Origin of the sequence: Paenibacillus sp. EKM10P, assembly GCF_011800655.1 — a bacterium.
Lineage (GTDB): Bacteria > Bacillota > Bacilli > Paenibacillales > Paenibacillaceae > Paenibacillus > Paenibacillus polymyxa.
The window spans coordinates 142,955-161,042 of record NZ_JAALET010000010.1; the positions used below are offsets into that span (position 1 = coordinate 142,955).

18 protein-coding genes are annotated in these 18,088 nt (G+C 42.1%); 14 read left to right on the forward strand and 4 right to left on the reverse strand.

Features of this window, described 5'->3' with window-relative positions; all coding sequences use genetic code 11:
• Positions 1-3 precede the first annotated feature (3 nt).
• A complete protein-coding gene (locus HFE01_RS20355) occupies positions 4-231 on the reverse strand; it encodes a DUF1858 domain-containing protein (protein WP_017428003.1) in 228 nt (75 codons plus the stop codon).
• A 238-nt stretch (positions 232-469) separates the two neighbouring features.
• Here HFE01_RS20355 and HFE01_RS20360 point away from each other — a divergent pair, with 238 nt between their 5' ends.
• From HFE01_RS20360 to HFE01_RS20380, 5 genes are read left to right on the forward strand one after another with little or no spacing between them, the layout of a single operon-like run.
• The gene (locus HFE01_RS20360; RefSeq protein ID WP_016819546.1) at positions 470-1,189 is read left to right on the forward strand and encodes a hypothetical protein; all 720 of its coding nucleotides are present in this window, start codon (positions 470-472) and stop codon (positions 1,187-1,189) included.
• A 42-nt stretch (positions 1,190-1,231) separates the two neighbouring features.
• Entirely contained in the window at positions 1,232-1,633 is a 402-nt protein-coding gene (locus HFE01_RS20365; protein ID WP_025363932.1) for a GntR family transcriptional regulator, read from the forward strand.
• A gap of 5 nt (positions 1,634-1,638) precedes the next feature.
• Positions 1,639-2,604, forward strand: coding sequence for an ABC transporter ATP-binding protein (locus tag HFE01_RS20370; protein WP_019686051.1), 966 nt, complete (start codon positions 1,639-1,641; stop codon positions 2,602-2,604).
• Positions 2,601-3,503: an ABC transporter ATP-binding protein gene (locus tag HFE01_RS20375; RefSeq protein ID WP_017428000.1), complete on the forward strand. Its 903-nt coding sequence runs from the start codon at positions 2,601-2,603 to the stop codon at positions 3,501-3,503. The genes HFE01_RS20370 and HFE01_RS20375 overlap by 4 nt, the downstream gene beginning before the upstream one ends.
• Complete coding sequence (locus HFE01_RS20380; RefSeq protein ID WP_126666771.1) at positions 3,496-4,815, forward strand: ABC transporter permease; 1,320 nt, start codon at positions 3,496-3,498, stop codon at positions 4,813-4,815. The genes HFE01_RS20375 and HFE01_RS20380 overlap by 8 nt, the downstream gene beginning before the upstream one ends.
• A gap of 219 nt (positions 4,816-5,034) precedes the next feature.
• Here HFE01_RS20380 and HFE01_RS20385 read toward each other — a convergent pair whose 3' ends face one another.
• Positions 5,035-5,616 carry a TetR/AcrR family transcriptional regulator gene (locus HFE01_RS20385; protein ID WP_013369248.1) on the reverse strand — a complete coding sequence of 194 codons (582 nt, stop codon included), beginning with the start codon at positions 5,614-5,616 and terminating at the stop codon, positions 5,035-5,037.
• 93 nt (positions 5,617-5,709) lie between these two features.
• Positions 5,710-6,720 carry a fumarylacetoacetate hydrolase family protein gene (locus HFE01_RS20390; RefSeq protein ID WP_167438613.1) on the reverse strand — a complete coding sequence of 337 codons (1,011 nt, stop codon included), beginning with the start codon at positions 6,718-6,720 and terminating at the stop codon, positions 5,710-5,712.
• A gap of 165 nt (positions 6,721-6,885) precedes the next feature.
• Between HFE01_RS20390 and HFE01_RS20395 the strand changes: the two genes are divergently transcribed.
• The 3 genes from HFE01_RS20395 to HFE01_RS20405 all read left to right on the forward strand — a co-directional run bounded on the left by HFE01_RS20395 (position 6,886) and on the right by HFE01_RS20405 (position 9,916).
• A complete protein-coding gene (locus HFE01_RS20395; protein WP_017427997.1) occupies positions 6,886-7,908 on the forward strand; it encodes an MBL fold metallo-hydrolase in 1,023 nt (340 codons plus the stop codon).
• Between the two features lie 198 nt (positions 7,909-8,106).
• Complete coding sequence (locus HFE01_RS26980) at positions 8,107-8,277, forward strand: hypothetical protein (protein ID WP_155399775.1); 171 nt, start codon at positions 8,107-8,109, stop codon at positions 8,275-8,277.
• An 820-nt stretch (positions 8,278-9,097) separates the two neighbouring features.
• Positions 9,098-9,916, forward strand: a complete 819-nt coding sequence (locus HFE01_RS20405) for an alpha/beta fold hydrolase (RefSeq protein ID WP_107734818.1) — start codon at positions 9,098-9,100, stop codon at positions 9,914-9,916.
• Positions 9,917-10,177: 261 nt separating this feature from the next.
• Here the strand turns inward: HFE01_RS20405 and HFE01_RS20410 are convergent, their stop codons facing one another.
• Positions 10,178-11,392, reverse strand: a complete 1,215-nt coding sequence (locus HFE01_RS20410; protein WP_016819555.1) for an ROK family protein — start codon at positions 11,390-11,392, stop codon at positions 10,178-10,180.
• Between the two features lie 364 nt (positions 11,393-11,756).
• Here HFE01_RS20410 and HFE01_RS20415 point away from each other — a divergent pair, with 364 nt between their 5' ends.
• The 6 genes from HFE01_RS20415 to HFE01_RS20440 all read left to right on the forward strand — a co-directional run bounded on the left by HFE01_RS20415 (position 11,757) and on the right by HFE01_RS20440 (position 18,063).
• Positions 11,757-12,575 carry a purine-nucleoside phosphorylase gene (locus HFE01_RS20415; RefSeq protein ID WP_107734819.1) on the forward strand — a complete coding sequence of 273 codons (819 nt, stop codon included), beginning with the start codon at positions 11,757-11,759 and terminating at the stop codon, positions 12,573-12,575.
• A gap of 37 nt (positions 12,576-12,612) precedes the next feature.
• Positions 12,613-13,524, forward strand: a complete 912-nt coding sequence (locus tag HFE01_RS20420; RefSeq protein ID WP_107734820.1) for an EamA family transporter — start codon at positions 12,613-12,615, stop codon at positions 13,522-13,524.
• A gap of 46 nt (positions 13,525-13,570) precedes the next feature.
• Positions 13,571-14,032 carry a nucleoside deaminase gene (locus HFE01_RS20425; protein WP_107734821.1) on the forward strand — a complete coding sequence of 154 codons (462 nt, stop codon included), beginning with the start codon at positions 13,571-13,573 and terminating at the stop codon, positions 14,030-14,032.
• Between the two features lie 154 nt (positions 14,033-14,186).
• Positions 14,187-15,377: a phosphopentomutase gene (gene deoB / locus HFE01_RS20430; protein WP_107734822.1), complete on the forward strand. Its 1,191-nt coding sequence runs from the start codon at positions 14,187-14,189 to the stop codon at positions 15,375-15,377.
• Between the two features lie 295 nt (positions 15,378-15,672).
• Positions 15,673-16,962 carry a nucleoside permease gene (locus HFE01_RS20435; RefSeq protein WP_279287980.1) on the forward strand — a complete coding sequence of 430 codons (1,290 nt, stop codon included), beginning with the start codon at positions 15,673-15,675 and terminating at the stop codon, positions 16,960-16,962.
• 366 nt (positions 16,963-17,328) lie between these two features.
• Entirely contained in the window at positions 17,329-18,063 is a 735-nt protein-coding gene (locus tag HFE01_RS20440; RefSeq protein ID WP_107734824.1) for an SDR family NAD(P)-dependent oxidoreductase, read from the forward strand.
• Positions 18,064-18,088: the final 25 nt, after the last annotated feature.

The window sequence follows — 18,088 nt, forward strand, 5'->3', positions numbered from 1 at the left end:
CCTTTATTTTTGAATGGTAAAACCATGTTGCATAAATGTCTGCTGCACAGTTTCCATACTTATTTTCTTCAACGCAATTCCTTTGGACAGTGTCATAAAACGTCCTGCGGTTTGGAGCATGCCGGGCTTGGCAATATCGTGAAAACCCAGTTCTACCATAATGTCCTTCACTTCAGGATAACGATTAACAAGGTTAAATATGGACTCATCCCAATGCAGTATTTTATCCATTTGTTCATCCCCTCAATTGAGAACGTTTTTCATTTACAGAGTAGCATAGGTCCAAACGAGCTATTGTGATTGTACGCACAATATTGTTCAGGTAGTTGACAACGGTAAATCTTGGTTTATATACTGTGTATAAAGATATATACAGTAATAACACTGAATACTGTGGTAACACCTTTGAAATGAAGAGCGAACGAAGTTGTTATTACACAAGCAGTGCAGAAGGGATCAGGATAAGAAAATGACAATCATGAAGCAGGCATGGATGATTACCCGTCAGGATTTTCGCAAGAATCCATATGCAGGACTATGGACGTTGCTGTTTATTGCGTATTTGGGATTTACCATGAGTTTTGCGGTAAGTGTGCAATGGGGTGAGCATGCAGCCTTGAGTCCAGTAGCTGATTTCATCATGCTGACGTTGATTCCGTTTTTAGGGTTCATTTATAACCGTCGAGCGTTCAAATATTTACAGGAAGATTCTTATACGCACATGCTAGCCTTTTTCCGCACCTTGCCTATACCGATGAAAGCGGTAATTATGAGTCGAATTCAACAGGCGGTGTTGGCGTTTGTTGCGAATAGTGTGATATTTTTTGCTCTTTTGTTTACATTGTCAGGTACGCTTCGGATATATGCCAGCACAGGATTCTTTGTATCGTTTGCTCTGACCTGGATAGGCTACGGAATGCTCATTCAAGCCATTTATATTCACTTGGAATTTTTGAAAAGAGGAAAAGAGTACTTCTGGCTATCTATTGTGATCATGCTAATGTGCGGGATGGTTACGATTATAGCTCGAGTATGTGGGGCCAACCTGGTATCGATAACGGCTTCTTATAGTAAGGAATGGTTGCTGTTGTCCCCGGTGATGTGGGGAGCATTGTTAGCAGGAGTTCTGGCTATGTCAGTGTCCTATCGGGTGACACAGCGTAAGCTCATGAAACGGAACTTAACTTAGTAGTATGTGTACAAAAATAACAAAAAAAGGGGGGGAAAGCAGGTGAATATTCCAGTGCAAATTGATGAGAATAGCGCGGAACCGCTGTATGCGCAGATTGAAAAGCAGCTTCGTTCACTCATTGTAACCGGACAGATTGCAGCGGGAACGCTGCTTCCCTCCATTCGTGAGTTTGCGGGGACGCTCCGTTGCAGTGTAATCACCGTCCGGCGGGTCTATCAGGATTTGGAGAACGAAGGCTTGCTTCGTACCCGGCAAGGAACGGGCACCTTCGTAGCTCTGGTCGAGGATGATATGCGCTCAGGTTACCGTCTTAAAGCGGTGACTGAGGCATTGGAAACGGCGATTGCCACAGGCATAGCTGTACAGATGAAAGAGCGGGAATTATTGGAGCTTTTTGCAGAAATGGTGAAAAGAAGGTATGAAGTCCAGGTGAGGGAGTGACAGCGGTGAATAATCATGTGGGAGTTCCTACGGAAATACAGATGAAAGCACCAATTATTGAGATGAGCCAGGTCTATAAAACCCGAGGTGACCGGAAAATTGGACCGATTAATTTAACGGTTGAACCAGGATATGTGGTCGCTTTGGCTGGACATAACGGATCAGGGAAAAGCACATTGATTCATTTGCTGACTCAGCTTGTTCATCCGGATTCCGGTGAGATTCGTTGGTTCGGTCAAGCATACCCCGACGGCATGCCGGCAGATACACGACAATGGGTTGGGTATATACCGGAGCAGCCGGTTCGCGAGGAGGATCGACTAACTGCAGAAGCAGCAGCGGCTTTTCGAGCATTGTGGTATCCCGGCTGGGATGAAACACGTTTTCAGCGTCTAATGGACCGCTTTCAGGTTCCAGCACATACGAAATTATCGAGTATGTCCAAGGGACAGCGCCGGAAATTCGAACTGGCTGCTGCCTTGGCGCCGCACCCCCGTGTGTTGCTACTGGATGAGCCTTCATCGGGTCTAGACCCTTTTGCCTGGAAGATCATGCTGGAGGAACTGCGGGATTGTATGAAGAACGGTAAAACGACGATCATTATTGCTACCCATATCATGGACGAGATCAAGCGTTTGGCGGATTATATTGTCTTGATGCACGATGGCAGGCTGCTTGGCAAGCTGGAAAAAGACCATCTGCTCGAAAATGGCAAGGAAATGTGGTTTGAAGGTACACCAGAGGAGGCATCGGAGCTTCCGGGAGTTGTAGAGACGGAGAGCGATGGGAATTTACAGCGAATTATAACGCTGGCAGCTGGAGAGACCAGTGCCATATTGGAACAAGCGGGTATTCGCCCCATCCGTGTGCGCCGTCTGGAGCTGGATGATATTTTAGTACATTGGTCTGCGGGACAACTATCGACGGATACAGAGACATTCATGAAGAAGGAAGGGGTAAAGCAATCATGAGCATGCTGCAATTGGAAAAGGTCGTGAAGCAATATGGGAATCATACGGCGGTAAACGGAATATCCCTGAATGTGAACGGTGGCGAGATTTACGGACTGCTGGGAGGCAATGGAGCAGGCAAAACGACAACGATGCGCATGGTGCTCGGCCTGATTTACCCTGACGGGGGAAGCATTCAATATGAAGGCAAGCCCTACAGCAAGGAGCTTCAGCGGACAATGGGCTATTTGCCCGAGGAGCGTGGACTGTACCCCAAGGTGAAGGTGAGCGAGCAGATTAATTACTTGGGCAGGCTGCGGGGAATGTCGGCCAAGGAGGCAGACAAAAGTCTACGCTACTGGCTAGAGCGCTTTGGAGTGCCGGAATATTACGACAAGCGGATTGAGGAGCTATCCAAGGGAAATCAGCAAAAAATGGGCTTTATTGCGGCTGTTGTGCATCGTCCGACGCTGCTCATTTTGGATGAGGCCTTCAGTGGGCTGGACCCGGTGAACGTCGAATTGCTCAAGGATACGGTGAAGGAACTACGGGATGAGGGTGCTGCGATTTTATTTTCAACCCACCGTATGGAGCATGTAGAGGAACTGTGCCGACATATTACGATTTTGCACCGCTCGAATACCGTAGTGCAGGGAAGTGTGCAAGAGATTAAGGGCCGTTACCCTCGTGAAAAAGTTCGCCTCATCACTACAGGTGAAGTGAACGGACTGGAACAGCTGCCGGGCGTACGCCGTGTAGAGCATATGGATCGTGGCTGGATGCTGCATATTGAGCAGCCGGATGCGGCGAAGTTAATTTTGCAAACAGCGTTGGGACAAACGGATGTGGAGCATTTTGAGATCAAGGAACCTACGCTCAACGAAATTTTCATAAGAGAGGTGGGGGATTCCCATGAATAGACTGGGTACGGTGATCGGGTTTACGTTTCGTCAGAAGGCGAGGACCAAATCCTTTATCATTACGACACTGGTATTGGCCTTGCTCATTACGCTGGGCATGAATCTGCCGTATTTGATTTCTTTGTTTAAAGGAGAAGGGGCCGGAGGTTCCGGCACAACTGCAGCCGCACATCAACGCTTGGGTCTGATTGCCGGGAATCAGACAGAAGTGGCAAATCAGCTGGAACGATTTACCAAGGAGCAGTCCAATCCGGCAGCCATCTGGGTACGTTATGACAGCGTACAAGCGCCGACAATGCAGCAAGCCTTGAACAACGGAAAGCTGCAAGGTTACGTGCAGTTCACGGAGCCTGCCGCCAAGGGAGACACGTTTCCTAAAGTGGAATACGTCTCTGTAGAAAAAGAGCCATCTCCGGCTGTCATTACATTGGTGCAAACGGGACTTCAGGAAGCAAAGGTCAAGGCTATTATGGGCGACAAGTCGCTGACCAGCGACCAAATCCGTGAAATTAGTACACCTGTATTGGTGGATAGCAGGGAAGTAGACAGTCCGTCTGAGGCAGGGGGAGCTGCGGGGAAAGAGGAAAAAGCGACCTCCATGATTAACTATGGTTTGGTCTATGTATTGATGATTTTATTCTTCACCTCTTCCATGATGACGGGGAATATGATCGCCGCAGAGGTAACATCGGAAAAAAGCTCACGGATCATGGAGATTCTCATCACAAGCGTGTCGCCGTTGACCCAAATGTTTGGGAAGATTATTGGCATCTTCCTGGTAGGTCTGCTGCAAATTGCCGTTTTCGCAGCTGTTATGTGCGCCAACCTCATGCTGCCGCATAATAATGTCATTCTTAGCTCGGTCGGACTGGATTTGTCTCAACTGAATATTGCGGTGCTCGGCTATGGTCTCATATTTTACATTCTCGGCTACTTCCTGTACGCGGTATTGTTCGCCGCGGTGGGCTCCATTGTTAGCCGTACCGAAGAGTTGGGGCAGGCAATCATGCCGATTACCGTGCTGTCACTCGCAGCCTTTTACATCGGGATCTTCAATATTGCCGCACCTGATACGATTTTCATTAAGGTGGCCGGATACATTCCGTTCTTTTCTCCGACCGTCATGCTGCTACGCATCGGACTGGAACGGGCGAGCCTGCTGGAAATTTGGCTGTCACTAGCCATTCTAGTTGCTTCTATCCTATTATTTGGCTGGCTGGCCGCCAAGATCTACCGTACGGGTGTCTTAATGTATGGCAAACGACCTTCGTTCAAAGAGCTAAAAAAAGCGATGAAGGCTTACAAGATTTAATAAATTTAGGTGTAGGAGAACATTGTGAGTAACCATTATAGTTGAGACAAATGTATTAATAAATGAGATTTTTCAATATATGTTTGAGACAAAGTGAGAGCCTTGATTCATCAGAAGTACCGATGGATCAAGGCTTTTCTACTTTATATGGTGATGATTAATAATTGGTGATGTTTTGAGAGGAGAAGTTAGACTTATCATTAAATAAATCAATAAAGCTTATGACTGAGACAAGATTCCTTTAACAAACAATGAGACACTGTGCTTGTAGAACTCTTCCTCGGTGACGAGTTGGGACTGATATTGCCGGTGAATCAGCTCGCTCATCTGAAATCCGTAGCACATCGAGAGGAAAGTCATGGCGGCAAGACGCTCATCCTGTCTAGCTATAACTTTTTTCTTCTGCAGGCGTTCAAAATATTCAACTAGCAAGGAGTGCAGCTTCACCGGCGGATCGGCCAGCACTCTGTCCAATTCGGGAAGCATTCCTTTGTCACGGATGCCAATCAAAATGATGTCCGCATTTTTATGGAAAAACAAGCGGTACTGCTGACTTACATTCAGCAGATCTACTTCCGGATTATCGGTCGCATCCTCTTTTAACAGCTTCTCAAATTGCGGGATATCCGAATGTCTTTCAATGATGGCTTCCAATATGCCTTGCTTGCTTCCAAATTGCCGGAAAATCGTAGATTCATTGACTTTAGCTTCCGTTGCAATGGCTTTGGTGCTTACTCCCCGATAGCCCTTCTTTTTGATGAGCCGTGTCGCGGCTTCAATGATTCTGTCTGAAGTTTGCATTGCATTTCTCCTTTTACATATGTTAAACCTATTCTACTACAAGATTTTGCATATGCAGCAGGGTCGGGGTTCATCATTTTCATAAACGTTTATTTAAGGCAAATCGCTTCTTTTTTCCCAGCGGCTTGGTTCAGTAATCTTGACATGATCAGGCACCAATTGCGTGAGCGAGCCTAATTTATCAAATGTAATCTGGATTCGGTCAGAGGGCAACAGCCATTGTTCGGTCTCGATTGCGCAACAATCCGGTATCGTCCCCATTCCTATAATCGTGCCTGGGAGCGGCGTGAAAACTTTGAGAATCTCCTCCATCACTTTTGCAGGGTGTACAGAATACTCGGATGTGCTTCCCTTCCAATGCAGTCTCTCCCCGATCCGTACATCCACATCCAGTGCCAGCGGGTTGCCGATTTCATCCGGCGTAGCCAGAAATGGTCCAATTCCTTTGCTGCGATCAAAATCTTTGCAGCGCGTCGGTCCAGTCAGCGCCAGGAAATCAGGCCACTGCACATCGCGAACAGTACTGTCGTTAAAAATAACATAACCTGCAATGCAGTTCCCCTTCCCTGTAACAAAGGCCAGCTCCGGCTCGATATCCAGGTAGGAAGAGTACGAAGGCCAATGTATCGTATCCCCATCGCCAATTAATGCGTTATGGTTACACTTGTAATAACTGAAAATTACTTTATTCGGATCTCGCTGGAATTTTTCAGCAATTTTTCGTTTAAGTTCTTCTCTTTCCGGTCCTGTGTATTCTCTTTGCAGCAGATTTACGCCAGCATTTCTCAGATGTCTTGGCGTCAGCCCGAAATCGATAAGCGCAGCCGGATGTGGAACCGGCGGCAGCAATTTTACCGCTGCAATCGGGCAGACTTCATTTTCATTGAATTGATGCGACAGTTCGACAGCATATTGCATCAATTCCTTAGCGGCATCATAACTTGCCGGCAAATAATGAAGATAGCTGTCCATACTTTCAAGACTGTCAACGAATGTTCCCTGCTTTTTCATGATTGCGGCAAAAGACACGACAAATTTCTCGTTAATTACAAGCCCAAATAAAGGTTCCTGAGATGTCTTGATTTGAAAGGTTACTAGCTTCATGTTGCAGCGCCACCATCCATGTTGTTTGATGTTGTTCTGTTACTATCATATTGCATAACATAAATGCATGCAAGTGCTTGCTTGCATTTATGTTTTCGATTCTCTATATTAAAGACATAATCAGTGTGCTTTACCCCAAAAACATATACGCAAAGGAGAATTTCCATGAAGTATGGACGTATTATCCAAAAACCTCGCGTTAAATTTTTTGAAGTCGCAAATGGCGTCTTTGCCGGTATTTCGCCGTATCGCGGCATCAGTTGGGCCAATGCCGGGTTCATCAACAAGGGCGGAGGGCTGGTGTATGACACGTTCTTCGATTTGTTCCATGCGCGGGAAATGCGGGAGGCTTTTAAGGAAGTAAGCAACGGCGGCTCTCCCGCATATGTGGTGAATTCGCACTATAACAGTGACCATGCCTGGGGAAACAAAGTGTTTGAAGATGCTTGCATTATTATGCACAAGGAAGCGTCCAGAGAGCGTCTCACCGAAAATATCGCCTGGATGGATAGCGTCATCAGAAGAGGAAAGAATTCTCCGGAATCGACTTCGGGCGAGCGGTTTTTTGCAGCGGAATTTGAAGGATTCGACCTAGAAGGCGTAGAATGGGTGCTCCCGAATATTGAGATAAAGGACGATATAAACATCCGTCTTGGCGATATGGAAGTTATGATTTACAACGTAGCTCCGGCCCACTCTGACAGTGACTTGCTGCTGTGGATGCCAAAAGAAAAGGTGCTGTTCGCCGGCGATGTCGTGTTTAACGGTTGTACGGCATACAGCGAAGAGGGAACCCTCAATTGGGTTAAAGTACTTGATCGCATTATTGATGAAATTAAACCCGAAATCGTTGTTCCAGGACATGGCGCCATCTGCGGCCTGGACTTCGTGAAGGAGCAAAGAGACTACCTCCTGAACCTGATTAGCGAGTTTAACAAGCATTACAATGACGAAATTGATACCTTGTCCCTGACCAAGCAAATTGATATTTCCCGCTTCCTTCATTGGATTCAGCCAGAACGGTTGTATGTTACAGTGGATATCCTATTGAAAAGCAAACGAGGGTTACCACCCCTTCCAATTTGGAACGAGGTGCCTGCTAAGCTGGAAGACATGAAAGCTTTTTTGGCCGGAAAATATGGCGATCAGATCAAGCCATGGGACCCTATGAGTGTTTGGCAAGAATAGCAAGTTGAAGCTAGCGTACGAAAAACAAAAAACGGCCTTGTCGCAAACGATGCGAACAGCGGCCGTTTTTTTTATTGTTCCACGGAATTTAAATCGGCGTTTAGAACCGATTATAAAGAAATGGAGATGGACTTATGACTAACTTAACTTTCGCAGCTCAATCATGGGAGAAAAAACAGAGAGTGGTAAGGCAAGGCAGTGTCTGAGCTTGGAAGTTTTCCACCCATTCGGATACGGGTCCCGGATTCGCCGCAGTACACACCGCAGCAGCCGAAGAGTAAGGAGCAGTTTATAGAAGGACTTCGTGGTGTAGTGGAGCGGATGAAACGTACTGAAATCACCTTGCGTCAGGCACCCGGATTTGAATAAAATCCTCCATCCCGGTTTCGATGCATTTAATGCTACAGAGTGGTTTTTACTAGTTAAAATGCAATACAGCATCATCTATTGCAGCTAGGGCGTTTGTAACATTTTTTAGAAAATAACGATGTATAAATTGCCAAGTAGAAGTGGCGTAACGATGTTAAATGTAAAAAAACAGCACCAAAGTCGCGGCTGGAATGGCGTTGTATCTGCTTTGAATGTTCTATATGTTGGGTTCGCGCAGCTCTGTCATGGCAAAGCCCCGTCCAAAGTGATTCTTCTAAATTCATATTTTTTACAAGAAAGCAATTCTAAAACCACGATAACATTGTCCCGCTGAAAGTCGCTATTTTAAGTTGAAATTAAACATTGAAAAAGCTTGTCGCTGGCAAGCTTTTTTTGATGTCTTTGAGCTAATAAAGATAATATGAAACCTATACAAGTAGATGTATACTTATCCATTACAGTAATGAGGATATTCTCATTAATTATGATTTTTATGGCTTACATGAGTTGGATAGCGATAATTTTCTCACTAATTATGACACCGCACATTATGAGTAACCATTATAGTTGAGACAAAGTAGGGACCTTGATTCGTCAGAAGCACTGATGAATCAAGGTCTTCCTACTTTATATGGTGATGAATAATAAAACAGCAATTTAGTTTAACCCCAGAAACAATTATGGCGAACAAGTGTTCTTTACATATATTATGTATGAGTATATAATCAAAACGAAACGGAGATCTGATGTGCTAGATAAAGCAATGTAGATGTTCCTTTAGTATAAGCACATTATAAATATATCAATTGGAGGAGTCTGTATGCCATATTGTAAAGTCAAGAATGCCAATATATATTACGAGGAAATTGGTACAGGCAAACCGATTATAATGATCCATGGTTTTACACCAGACCATCGGTTAATGAGTGGGTGTATGGAACCGATATTTGAAGATATCCCCGGTTGGCGTCGTATCTATCTTGATTTGCCTGGAATGGGACAAACAATGGATTACGATCAAATATGTAATTCAAATGATATGCTAGAAGCAGTTATAAATTTTATTGAAACTCTTGTCCCAAACCAAGATTATCTCATAGCAGGCGAATCATACGGTGGTTATATTACAAGAGGAATAATTAATAGACATAAAGATCGTATTGGTGGAGCTGCACTGATTTGTCCATTAATTATTCCTGAACACAAAAGAAGAATACTTCCCGAGCATTTTGTTGTTCATCGTGATCGCGAGTTTATGGGCACCTTAAGTGAAGAGCAAATAAGTGATTTTAGCGCAAATCAAGTCGTTCTCGATGAATATAATTGGAAGAGGTATTCAGAAGAGATCGTTGCAGGTTGTAAGATCGCTGACTACGATTTTCTTAGCAAGATTCAAAGAAACTATGGATTTTCCACCAATATAGATGAATTAGTATTCGATAAACCAACAGTATTTACTCTTGGACGACAAGATGCAGTCGTTGGTTACATAGACGCTTTTAAAATTTTAGACAATTATCCTAGAGCAACCTTTGCCGTTCTAGATCGAGCAGGCCATAATCTTCAAATTGAACAGGCTCTATTATTTGAGTCACTTATTCGTGAGTGGCTTGAAAGAGTAACAGAGTTTGGATTTTAGTTGTATATGAATCCATTGAACTAACGGGCAGGGAATTAATCTGTACTTTATTCAGAAAGCTCTGAAGCGTAAGCTACCGATCTTGGAGCTGGAATCGTTCGAATCTCAACTGGACATCTACTGAAGAATAAAGGCTATGCCGTCGTACGTAAATAAATAGTCACTTCAAAAAGATGAGTCGCTTGGCTCGTCTTTTTTTGTTTTGAATGATTCAAGTTCTCATCTCAGATGTGGATAAGAACTTGAATCGATGACTAAATGCTAAACAGGTACCTCCTCAGTGAAATAATCCAACACCATACAACCAGCTCCTTGAGCCACAATATTGTAGGCTTCAGTGGACTTAATGATTTGAACATGACTATCAGGATAAAATTTTAATCGATCCTGTGCTGTTTTAGCTGCTACCTCAAAAAAACGCGGTTTTGGTACTAGAGTTCCTCCGAAAATCACGATCTCAGGACGTAACAGAAAAATCAGATTACTGAGACCCACACCAAAATAATAAGCTGCATCCTCAACAACTTCTAAACAGAGCGCATCGTTTTGCTCTAAAGCATATAAAATGTGGTGTAAATTGATCTCTTCGAAATCGTTAACTTCGGTCGTAAGCATTGAAGGCTTGCCACGCTTCATGAGCCTAACCATTTCGTCACGAATAGCAGGCAAACTACTGTATGCTTGGAGACACCCATATGAGCCACAAGAACAACGTCGACCATGAATATCAATGATGATGTGCCCAAAGGTATCATCCATATCTCTTTTTCTGCTAACCAATCTGCCTTGAAAAATAGTACCGCATCGAATTCCAATATCACTGGATACAAAGACTAAATTATCTGTTTCTTTCCAAAAGTTCATACGATATTCAGCTAGCGCAGCCAAGTTGGTCCCATTCTCCAGAAATACAGGAGTGTTGGTTTTATGTTTTAAATATTCAATTATATTTATATCCCATCCACCTGCAGGAAAAAGTTGGGGATGTGAAATGACTCCCATTGCCGGATCAAACGAATCGAGAACCCCAATGCCGATGCCCAACAATTTCTCCCTAGGAACGTTATGTTCAGCCAGTAAATCCTCAACGCACTTTGCTACATAATTTAATGTGTACTCTCCAGTACATTCGGTGGTCATCTTTAATTTTTTGACGCCTATAATATTTAGCTTTAAATCAAGCAGCAAGACAGTTGTGTATAAGCTTGTAATCTCAACCCCAATCAAGTTGTAAGCATCCGGTTTGATCACATAGGCCAGAGGTTTACGTCCACCACTTGATTTTCCAATCCCACTATCATAGATAAGATCTTCTGCAACAAGTTCGTCAAGTAAACGCCCACATGTTACATGCTTAAAACCAGTGTGTTCAGCTAACGTGTTAATGGTTACAGGACCTAATTTACGAACTAAGCTATATAACAGTTTTAAGTTTTTCGCTTTGGGTGATGATAACTCTTCAAATTTATTTAACATATAACTTCCCCTTGATCTTTAATACAAGATGTTGTTTTCAGACATAAATATATAGTTACAATTATTATCGGGCTTTTTTGATGATATATCTACTCTGATTATTAAATCTGTACAATTTTGGATGTTTTAGATACACGTTGAGCTAATGAAGAAAACATGAATTAACTTTTGATAATTAGTATAAAAAGAACTGGATATAATGACGAATTATTTAACATTTAATTAGTCTTTTTATATAAATGATAAATAGTTATTTACAAAAGGTAGTTAAGCTATTACACTAATCAATGAAAGCTGTTGGAGCAGCAATTTGAAGTGATTGATACAGATAGCTTACAGCAAACTATTTTAGGAGGAATTAAATATGCATAAAATGCAAGATATTTTGGAAACCAGAGACTTTATCATGAGTAAAACATCATATCGTCCGACGATCGGAATGATTTTGGGGTCCGGATTAGGGACACTGGCTGACGAAATTGAAAACCCTTTCAAAATACCTTACAGCGAAATTCCTCACTTTGCAAAATCTGAAGCGGTAGGTCATGCCAACGAATTGGTCATTGGCGAATTAAAGGGGAAAACTGTAGTCGCAATGAAAGGACGTTTTCATTACTATGAAGGCTATTCTTTGGATGAAGTGACTTTTCCGGTGCGTTTGATGAAGGCCCTGGGTGTAGAAAACTTGCTCATCACCAATGCTTGCGGCGCCGTTAATAAAGACTTTAAACCGGGTGAGTTAATGTTGATTACGGATCACCTCAATTTGGTAGGTACGAATCCATTGATTGGACCGAATAATAACGAGCTGGGTACTCGTTTTCCTGATCTTTCTCAAGTGTACAATGCTGAATTGCGACAAATTGCTACGGAAGTTGCAAAAGCACAAAATACAACTTTACGCGAAGGCGTATATTCCTGGTGGAGTGGTCCAGCTTATGAAACCCCAGCTGAAATTCGCATGATTCGTACATTAGGCGCAGATGCTGTTGGAATGTCAACCGTACCAGAAGCCATCGTAGCTGTTCACGCGAATATGAAGGTTCTTGGAATCTCCTGTTTAACCAACATGGCTTGTGGAATTCTAGATCAGCCTCTAAGTCATGACGAAGTAATTGAGGTAGCTGCCTTGGTAAGAGAGAATTTCATTGCTTTAGTTAAGGGAATTGTAGAGAAGGTTTAGTAATTATATAAAATCCGATGAAGAAAAAGGCGAGGTTATGAAAGGGTATATATATGTCATATTAGGCGCAATTTGTTATGGTTTATTATCGACTTTTGTGAAATTAGCCTATAAAGATGGTTATATCGTGAATGATGTTGTTGGAATACAGCTCCTCTTAGGATCGATATTATTATGGGGCGGAGTGCTGGTTACTAAAGGCACGAAGAGTACAAAACAGAAGAAGTTTGTAACGCCAGGTAAAAGGGAAATAATATTATTAGTTACCGTAGGGGCTACAACGGGGCTTACAGGAATGTTTTATTATCTTTCACTTCAATATATTTCAGCTTCTTTGGCGATTGTACTCCTTTTTCAGTTTACATGGATCGGTGTGTTGCTAGAGGCAATTTTCAATAGAAGAATTCCTGAAAAAGGAAAGTTACTATCCATCATTCCTTTACTTATCGGAACGATAAGCGCAACTAATATTTATTCAACTGGAATTTCAGCCGTTCATTGGCTTGGCTTTTTGTATGGTCTGCTTGCAGCATTATCTTATTCTATTTTTATGATCGTTAGTGGTAGGGTCGCCGTTCAAGCAAATCCGATGATGAAGACAGCTTTCATGACTACCGGAGGCCTCATCGTTTGTTCGATCATTTTACCTCCAACGTTTTTAACAGACGGAAAGCTTTTATTACAACTGGCTGTACAATACGGGTTTGTTTTAGCTTTTGTCGGTCCCTTCCTCTCCACACTGCTTTTCTCTAAAGGTGTTCCGTTAGTGGGATCAGGAATAGCATCAATATTAGGTGCAATGGAGCTTCCAACAGCCTTATTAATGTCTGTCTTTGTCCTGAATGAGCACATTGGTGTTCCGCAATATGTAGGGATCGTTCTTATCTTAATTGGAATATCATTACCAAAATTACTGAAAAAAAGTAAAAAGAACATCTTAACCATTTGAAACGTCCTTAGATGGATAATAATCATAGATTAGGGAGGAATATGGAATGACAAACAAAGATGAACTCTTTATGAAAAAGGCAATTGAGGTTGCTCTACAATCCCGAAATGAAGGAAATGAGCCCTTTGGTGCAATTTTGGTCAAAGGGGAAGAAGTCGTAATGGTTGGGGAAAATAAAATTAATACGTTTTGTGATCCAACACATCATGCAGAAATTGGTTTAATCCGGAAATTTTGTTCTGAAAACAATGTATTTGATTTGAGCGAATACACTTTGTATACAAGTTGTGAACCTTGCGTTATGTGTTCGGGCGCCATGGTGTGGTCTAATCTGGGCAAAATAGTATACAGCGTATCACATGATCAGTTAGCTGAAATCGCTGGGAGCAACATCATGATCGCATGTAATGAAGTATTTGAGAAAAGCCCTCAAAAACCTGAACTGGTTGAACAAGTACTCAACGAAGAAGGTTTAAAAGTATTTGATGGATACAAATTTTCTCATTAAATAACTTTTTAAAAATATGAGAATCTATGAATTCATTGGGCAACTTCACTGAATAGTGAAGCTGTCCTCTTTTATGTATCGTTTTACTGCTTGAAATCTAAAAAATAATGCTTCAGATAAAACAAAGGTGCGTGTTGAGAGGAGAGATTGATATATGAATAAACGATTTCAACGAATTCATTTAATTGTCCTAGATTCAGTCGGTATTGGAGAAGCACCGGATGCTGCGGCTTTTGGAGATGAGGGGACTGATACGTTGGGGCATATCGCAGAAAAAATGAATGGACTGTATATGCCTAACATGGCTGCACTTGGATTGTCCAACATTAAAGAAATTCAAGGAATACCGAAAGCTAATCACCCAGCGGCTTTTTGGACCAAAATGCAGGAAGCCTCTAACGGGAAGGATACGATGACAGGGCATTGGGAGATCATGGGGTTACGTATAGACGTCCCCTTTCAGGTGTTTCCGTATGGTTTCCCTGCCGCTTTAATTGAAGAACTTGAAATCAAATCAGGGAGAAAAATCATCGGAAATAAACCTGCCAGCGGCACTGAAATATTAGATGAGCTTGGGGAGGAGCATATGAAAACGGGGGCTTTGATCGTTTACACATCAGCTGATTCCGTTCTGCAAATTGCTGCTCACGAAGAGATTGTACCGCTGGATGAGTTATACAATGTCTGTGAAATGGCACGTGAAATGACCAAAAACAGTGATTATATGGTTGGCCGAGTCATAGCTAGGCCGTTTGTAGGGGGGCCGGGACAGTTTAAACGAACGGCTAACCGGCATGACTATGCACTGAAGCCTTTTTCCCGGACGGTCATGAATGAATTAAAGAATGCTGATCTGGATGTAATTGCTGTAGGGAAAATTTCAGATATTTATGATGGGGAAGGCGTTACTGAGGCGATCCGAACGGTATCCAACATGGATGGAATGGACAAGTTTATTCAAGTTGCGCAGAAGGATTTTACGGGCTTGTCTTTTTTAAACCTGGTTGACTTTGATGCCCTTTTTGGTCACCGCCGAGATCCGCAAGGGTATGGCAATGCACTGGAGGAATTTGATGCTCGGTTGCCAGAACTGCTAGAAAAGCTTACCGAGAAGGATCTGCTTATATTGACTGCGGACCACGGAAATGACCCGGTTCATCACGGAACCGATCATACACGTGAATATGTGCCGCTACTCATCTACTCCAAAGCGTTTATGGAAGGCCGAGAGCTGCCTCTTCGCAAAACGTTTGCAGACATTGGAGCATCCGTTGCTGACAACTTTAGGGTCAAATTGCCAGACCACGGTACCAGTTTTATGCATGAATTAATGATAAAAAGATAAACGTTGTAGCGTGCTAATCCAGCACTTGGATTAAACGAATTAAACCAAATAACTTCCGCTTCTACGGAGGTCATTTGGTTTGGAAAAAAACAAACTTTTATTATTTTATGTAAAAAGTATAAAATGAATATGTATATTATGAGTCATTTATTATGAATAATTTATTACTTTTTATAAAATATATATTTAGTTCTTTACTTTAATGACTTTACCTATTACACTATGAATAACAAAATGTAAGCCTTTCCAAGTGTGTCCGATAGAAGAATCGACGGAAGAGTATTAACACAACAACTTGAATATTCAAGCTCAAAAGGGGACAGGAAAAATGGCAATGAAAACACGGCTTAGAATAATGAATTTCTTTCAGTTTTTCATTTGGGGATCATGGCTTGTTACGCTAGGCTCGTATATGATCAATACATTACATTTTACGGGCGCACAAGTTGGAATTGTTTATAGCTCAAAAGGATTAGCCGCGATCATCATGCCTAGTCTTGCAGGCATTATTGCGGATCGTTGGATTAAAGCCAATAGATTATATGGAATATTCCATGTTCTAGGTGCGATTTCTTTATTTATAGCAGCACACATTTCAGATCCAATGACTATGTTTTGGGTGATATTTTTCAATTCGTTGGTTTACATGCCAACAAGTGCTTTGACAAATGTTATATCATACGTTGCGCTTGAGAAAGCGGGATTGGATACAGTAAAGGATTTCCCACCAATTCGCGTTTTTGGAACAATCGGGTTCATTATTGCCATGTGGGTAGTTAGTCTTAGCGGATTTGAGTTAAGCAACATTCAGTTATATATAGCCGCGAGTATCTCGCTCTTGCTAGCCCTATACTCACTTACGCTGCCTGATTGCCCAACCTCTAACGAGAAGAGAGAAAAGTCATGGATTAGTCTTTTAGGCTTGGATGCGTTTGTACTGTTCAAACAGAAAAGAATGGTTATATTCTTTCTTTTCTCAACACTTCTAGGTGTTGCCTTGCAAATAACCAATACATTTGGTAATCCGTTTTTGCATGATTTTGGACTGAATCCTGAATTTAAAGATAGCCTGGTCGTACAGTATCCATCTATTTTATTATCAGTATCACAGATTGCTGAGGTGTGTTTTATCCTTGCCATCCCATTCTTTTTACGTAACTTTGGAATTAAAAAGGTTATGCTCATTAGTATGGTGGCTTGGACATTACGTTTTTTATTTTTCGCATATGGTAACCCATCTGGTGTAGGATTCACTTTCCTTCTGTTATCCATGATTGTGTACGGCTGTGCATTTGATTTCTTTAACGTCTCTGGAGCCATTTTTGTAGAAAAAGAAGTCGATCCTCGTATTCGCGCAAGTGCGCAAGGCTTATTTTTAGCCATGGTTGATGGAATCGGAGCGTATGTAGGCGCCATCGCAAGTGGAAAGGTTGTAGACTATTTCACGGTGGAGGGTGTGAAAGATTGGCAAAGTATTTGGCTAACCTTTGGAGCATATACACTCGTACTTGCAATTATTTTTGCTGTAAGCTTCAAGTATAAACATGATCCAAATGCTATGAAAGATGTATCTACAGGCCATTGAAATCAATAACAAAAGAAGCAGAAGCCTTGACTCATTAGAAACACTGATGAATCAAGGCTTTTTTACTTTGTATAGTAATGAATCGTAAAGAATGGTGTTTTGAGCGAAAAGTTACTGAATCGAAATTATACACAATGATACGTCCATTTTACTGTCCAATTAAGTGTAGCCGATTCAGACAAGCAAAAAACCTTCGTTCTATATAGCACGGAATTCCCTTTCATACCATAAGATTGGGATAAAGCAGCAGTTGTATGTTGAGTATAAAAGGAATATAATTTAGATATCTAATATTTAGATATCTAAATAAAATGTCTAAATATATAAATTTTGAGTAAATTGATAATGATAAAAGGAGATATCAACATGAATAGACTGGTAGGTAAAATTGCTATAATCACAGGCGGAGGATCAGGGATAGGAGAACGGATGGTCGACCTCTTCAGTGAGGAGGGAGCTGTAGTTATTGCTGCAGACATCAATGTTCAAGCTCTTGAACGGGCTAGTAAGAAAACGAATGTGTACGGAATGAAACTGGATGTTTCTTCTGACGAGGATTGGAAGGCTCTTTCCGCAGAAGTGAACAATAAATTCGGTAAAATTGACATTTTGGTTAACAATGCAGGAATAACTTCTGAGAAAGGATATCAGGATATCGACCTAAATGACTGGTATAAATTAATGTCGATTAACGGGTATGGACCGTTTGCAGGTATTAAGCATGTAGCCCCGTATATGGCTGCCCAAAAGAGCGGCGCTATTATTAATATTTCTTCTTACACCGCTCAAATCGGTCAGGGATTTAATCATTATTCCGCTTCAAAAGGTGCTGTACGTGCTTTGTCGAAGGCTGCGGCAACAACGTTCGGCCGGTTTGGGGTCCGTGTAAATACGCTTTTTCCGGGCATTATTGAGACACCAATGACTGAAGCCCTTAGCACATCTAAAGAAATGCTTACCCACTTAATTCAAGCGACTCCATTGCAGCGACTTGGTCGACCTGATGATGTAGCTAACGCTGCTTTGTTTTTGGCTTCTGACGAGTCTTCATACATTACGGGATCGGAGCTTGTTATTGATGGCGGTTTTTCTGCCCAATAAAATTAGAATTCACTTTACAGGGGAA

What these genes read in the sequence shown, in the direction of transcription:
- HFE01_RS20440 (WP_107734824.1), top strand. Translation starts at nt 17,329, where the DNA reads ATGAATAGACTGGTAGGTAAAATTGCTATAATCACAGGCGGAGGATCA.
- HFE01_RS20395 (WP_017427997.1), top strand. Translation starts at nt 6,886, where the DNA reads ATGAAGTATGGACGTATTATCCAAAAACCTCGCGTTAAATTTTTTGAA.
- HFE01_RS20380 (WP_126666771.1), top strand. Translation starts at nt 3,496, where the DNA reads ATGAATAGACTGGGTACGGTGATCGGGTTTACGTTTCGTCAGAAGGCG.
- HFE01_RS20390 (WP_167438613.1), bottom strand. Translation starts at nt 6,720, where the DNA reads ATGAAGCTAGTAACCTTTCAAATCAAGACATCTCAGGAACCTTTATTT.
- HFE01_RS20410 (WP_016819555.1), bottom strand. Translation starts at nt 11,392, where the DNA reads ATGTTAAATAAATTTGAAGAGTTATCATCACCCAAAGCGAAAAACTTA.
- deoB (WP_107734822.1), top strand. Translation starts at nt 14,187, where the DNA reads ATGAATAAACGATTTCAACGAATTCATTTAATTGTCCTAGATTCAGTC.
- HFE01_RS20420 (WP_107734820.1), top strand. Translation starts at nt 12,613, where the DNA reads ATGAAAGGGTATATATATGTCATATTAGGCGCAATTTGTTATGGTTTA.
- HFE01_RS20415 (WP_107734819.1), top strand. Translation starts at nt 11,757, where the DNA reads ATGCATAAAATGCAAGATATTTTGGAAACCAGAGACTTTATCATGAGT.
- HFE01_RS20375 (WP_017428000.1), top strand. Translation starts at nt 2,601, where the DNA reads ATGAGCATGCTGCAATTGGAAAAGGTCGTGAAGCAATATGGGAATCAT.
- HFE01_RS20425 (WP_107734821.1), top strand. Translation starts at nt 13,571, where the DNA reads ATGACAAACAAAGATGAACTCTTTATGAAAAAGGCAATTGAGGTTGCT.
- HFE01_RS20405 (WP_107734818.1), top strand. Translation starts at nt 9,098, where the DNA reads ATGCCATATTGTAAAGTCAAGAATGCCAATATATATTACGAGGAAATT.
- HFE01_RS20385 (WP_013369248.1), bottom strand. Translation starts at nt 5,616, where the DNA reads ATGCAAACTTCAGACAGAATCATTGAAGCCGCGACACGGCTCATCAAA.
- HFE01_RS20355 (WP_017428003.1), bottom strand. Translation starts at nt 231, where the DNA reads ATGGATAAAATACTGCATTGGGATGAGTCCATATTTAACCTTGTTAAT.
- HFE01_RS20360 (WP_016819546.1), top strand. Translation starts at nt 470, where the DNA reads ATGACAATCATGAAGCAGGCATGGATGATTACCCGTCAGGATTTTCGC.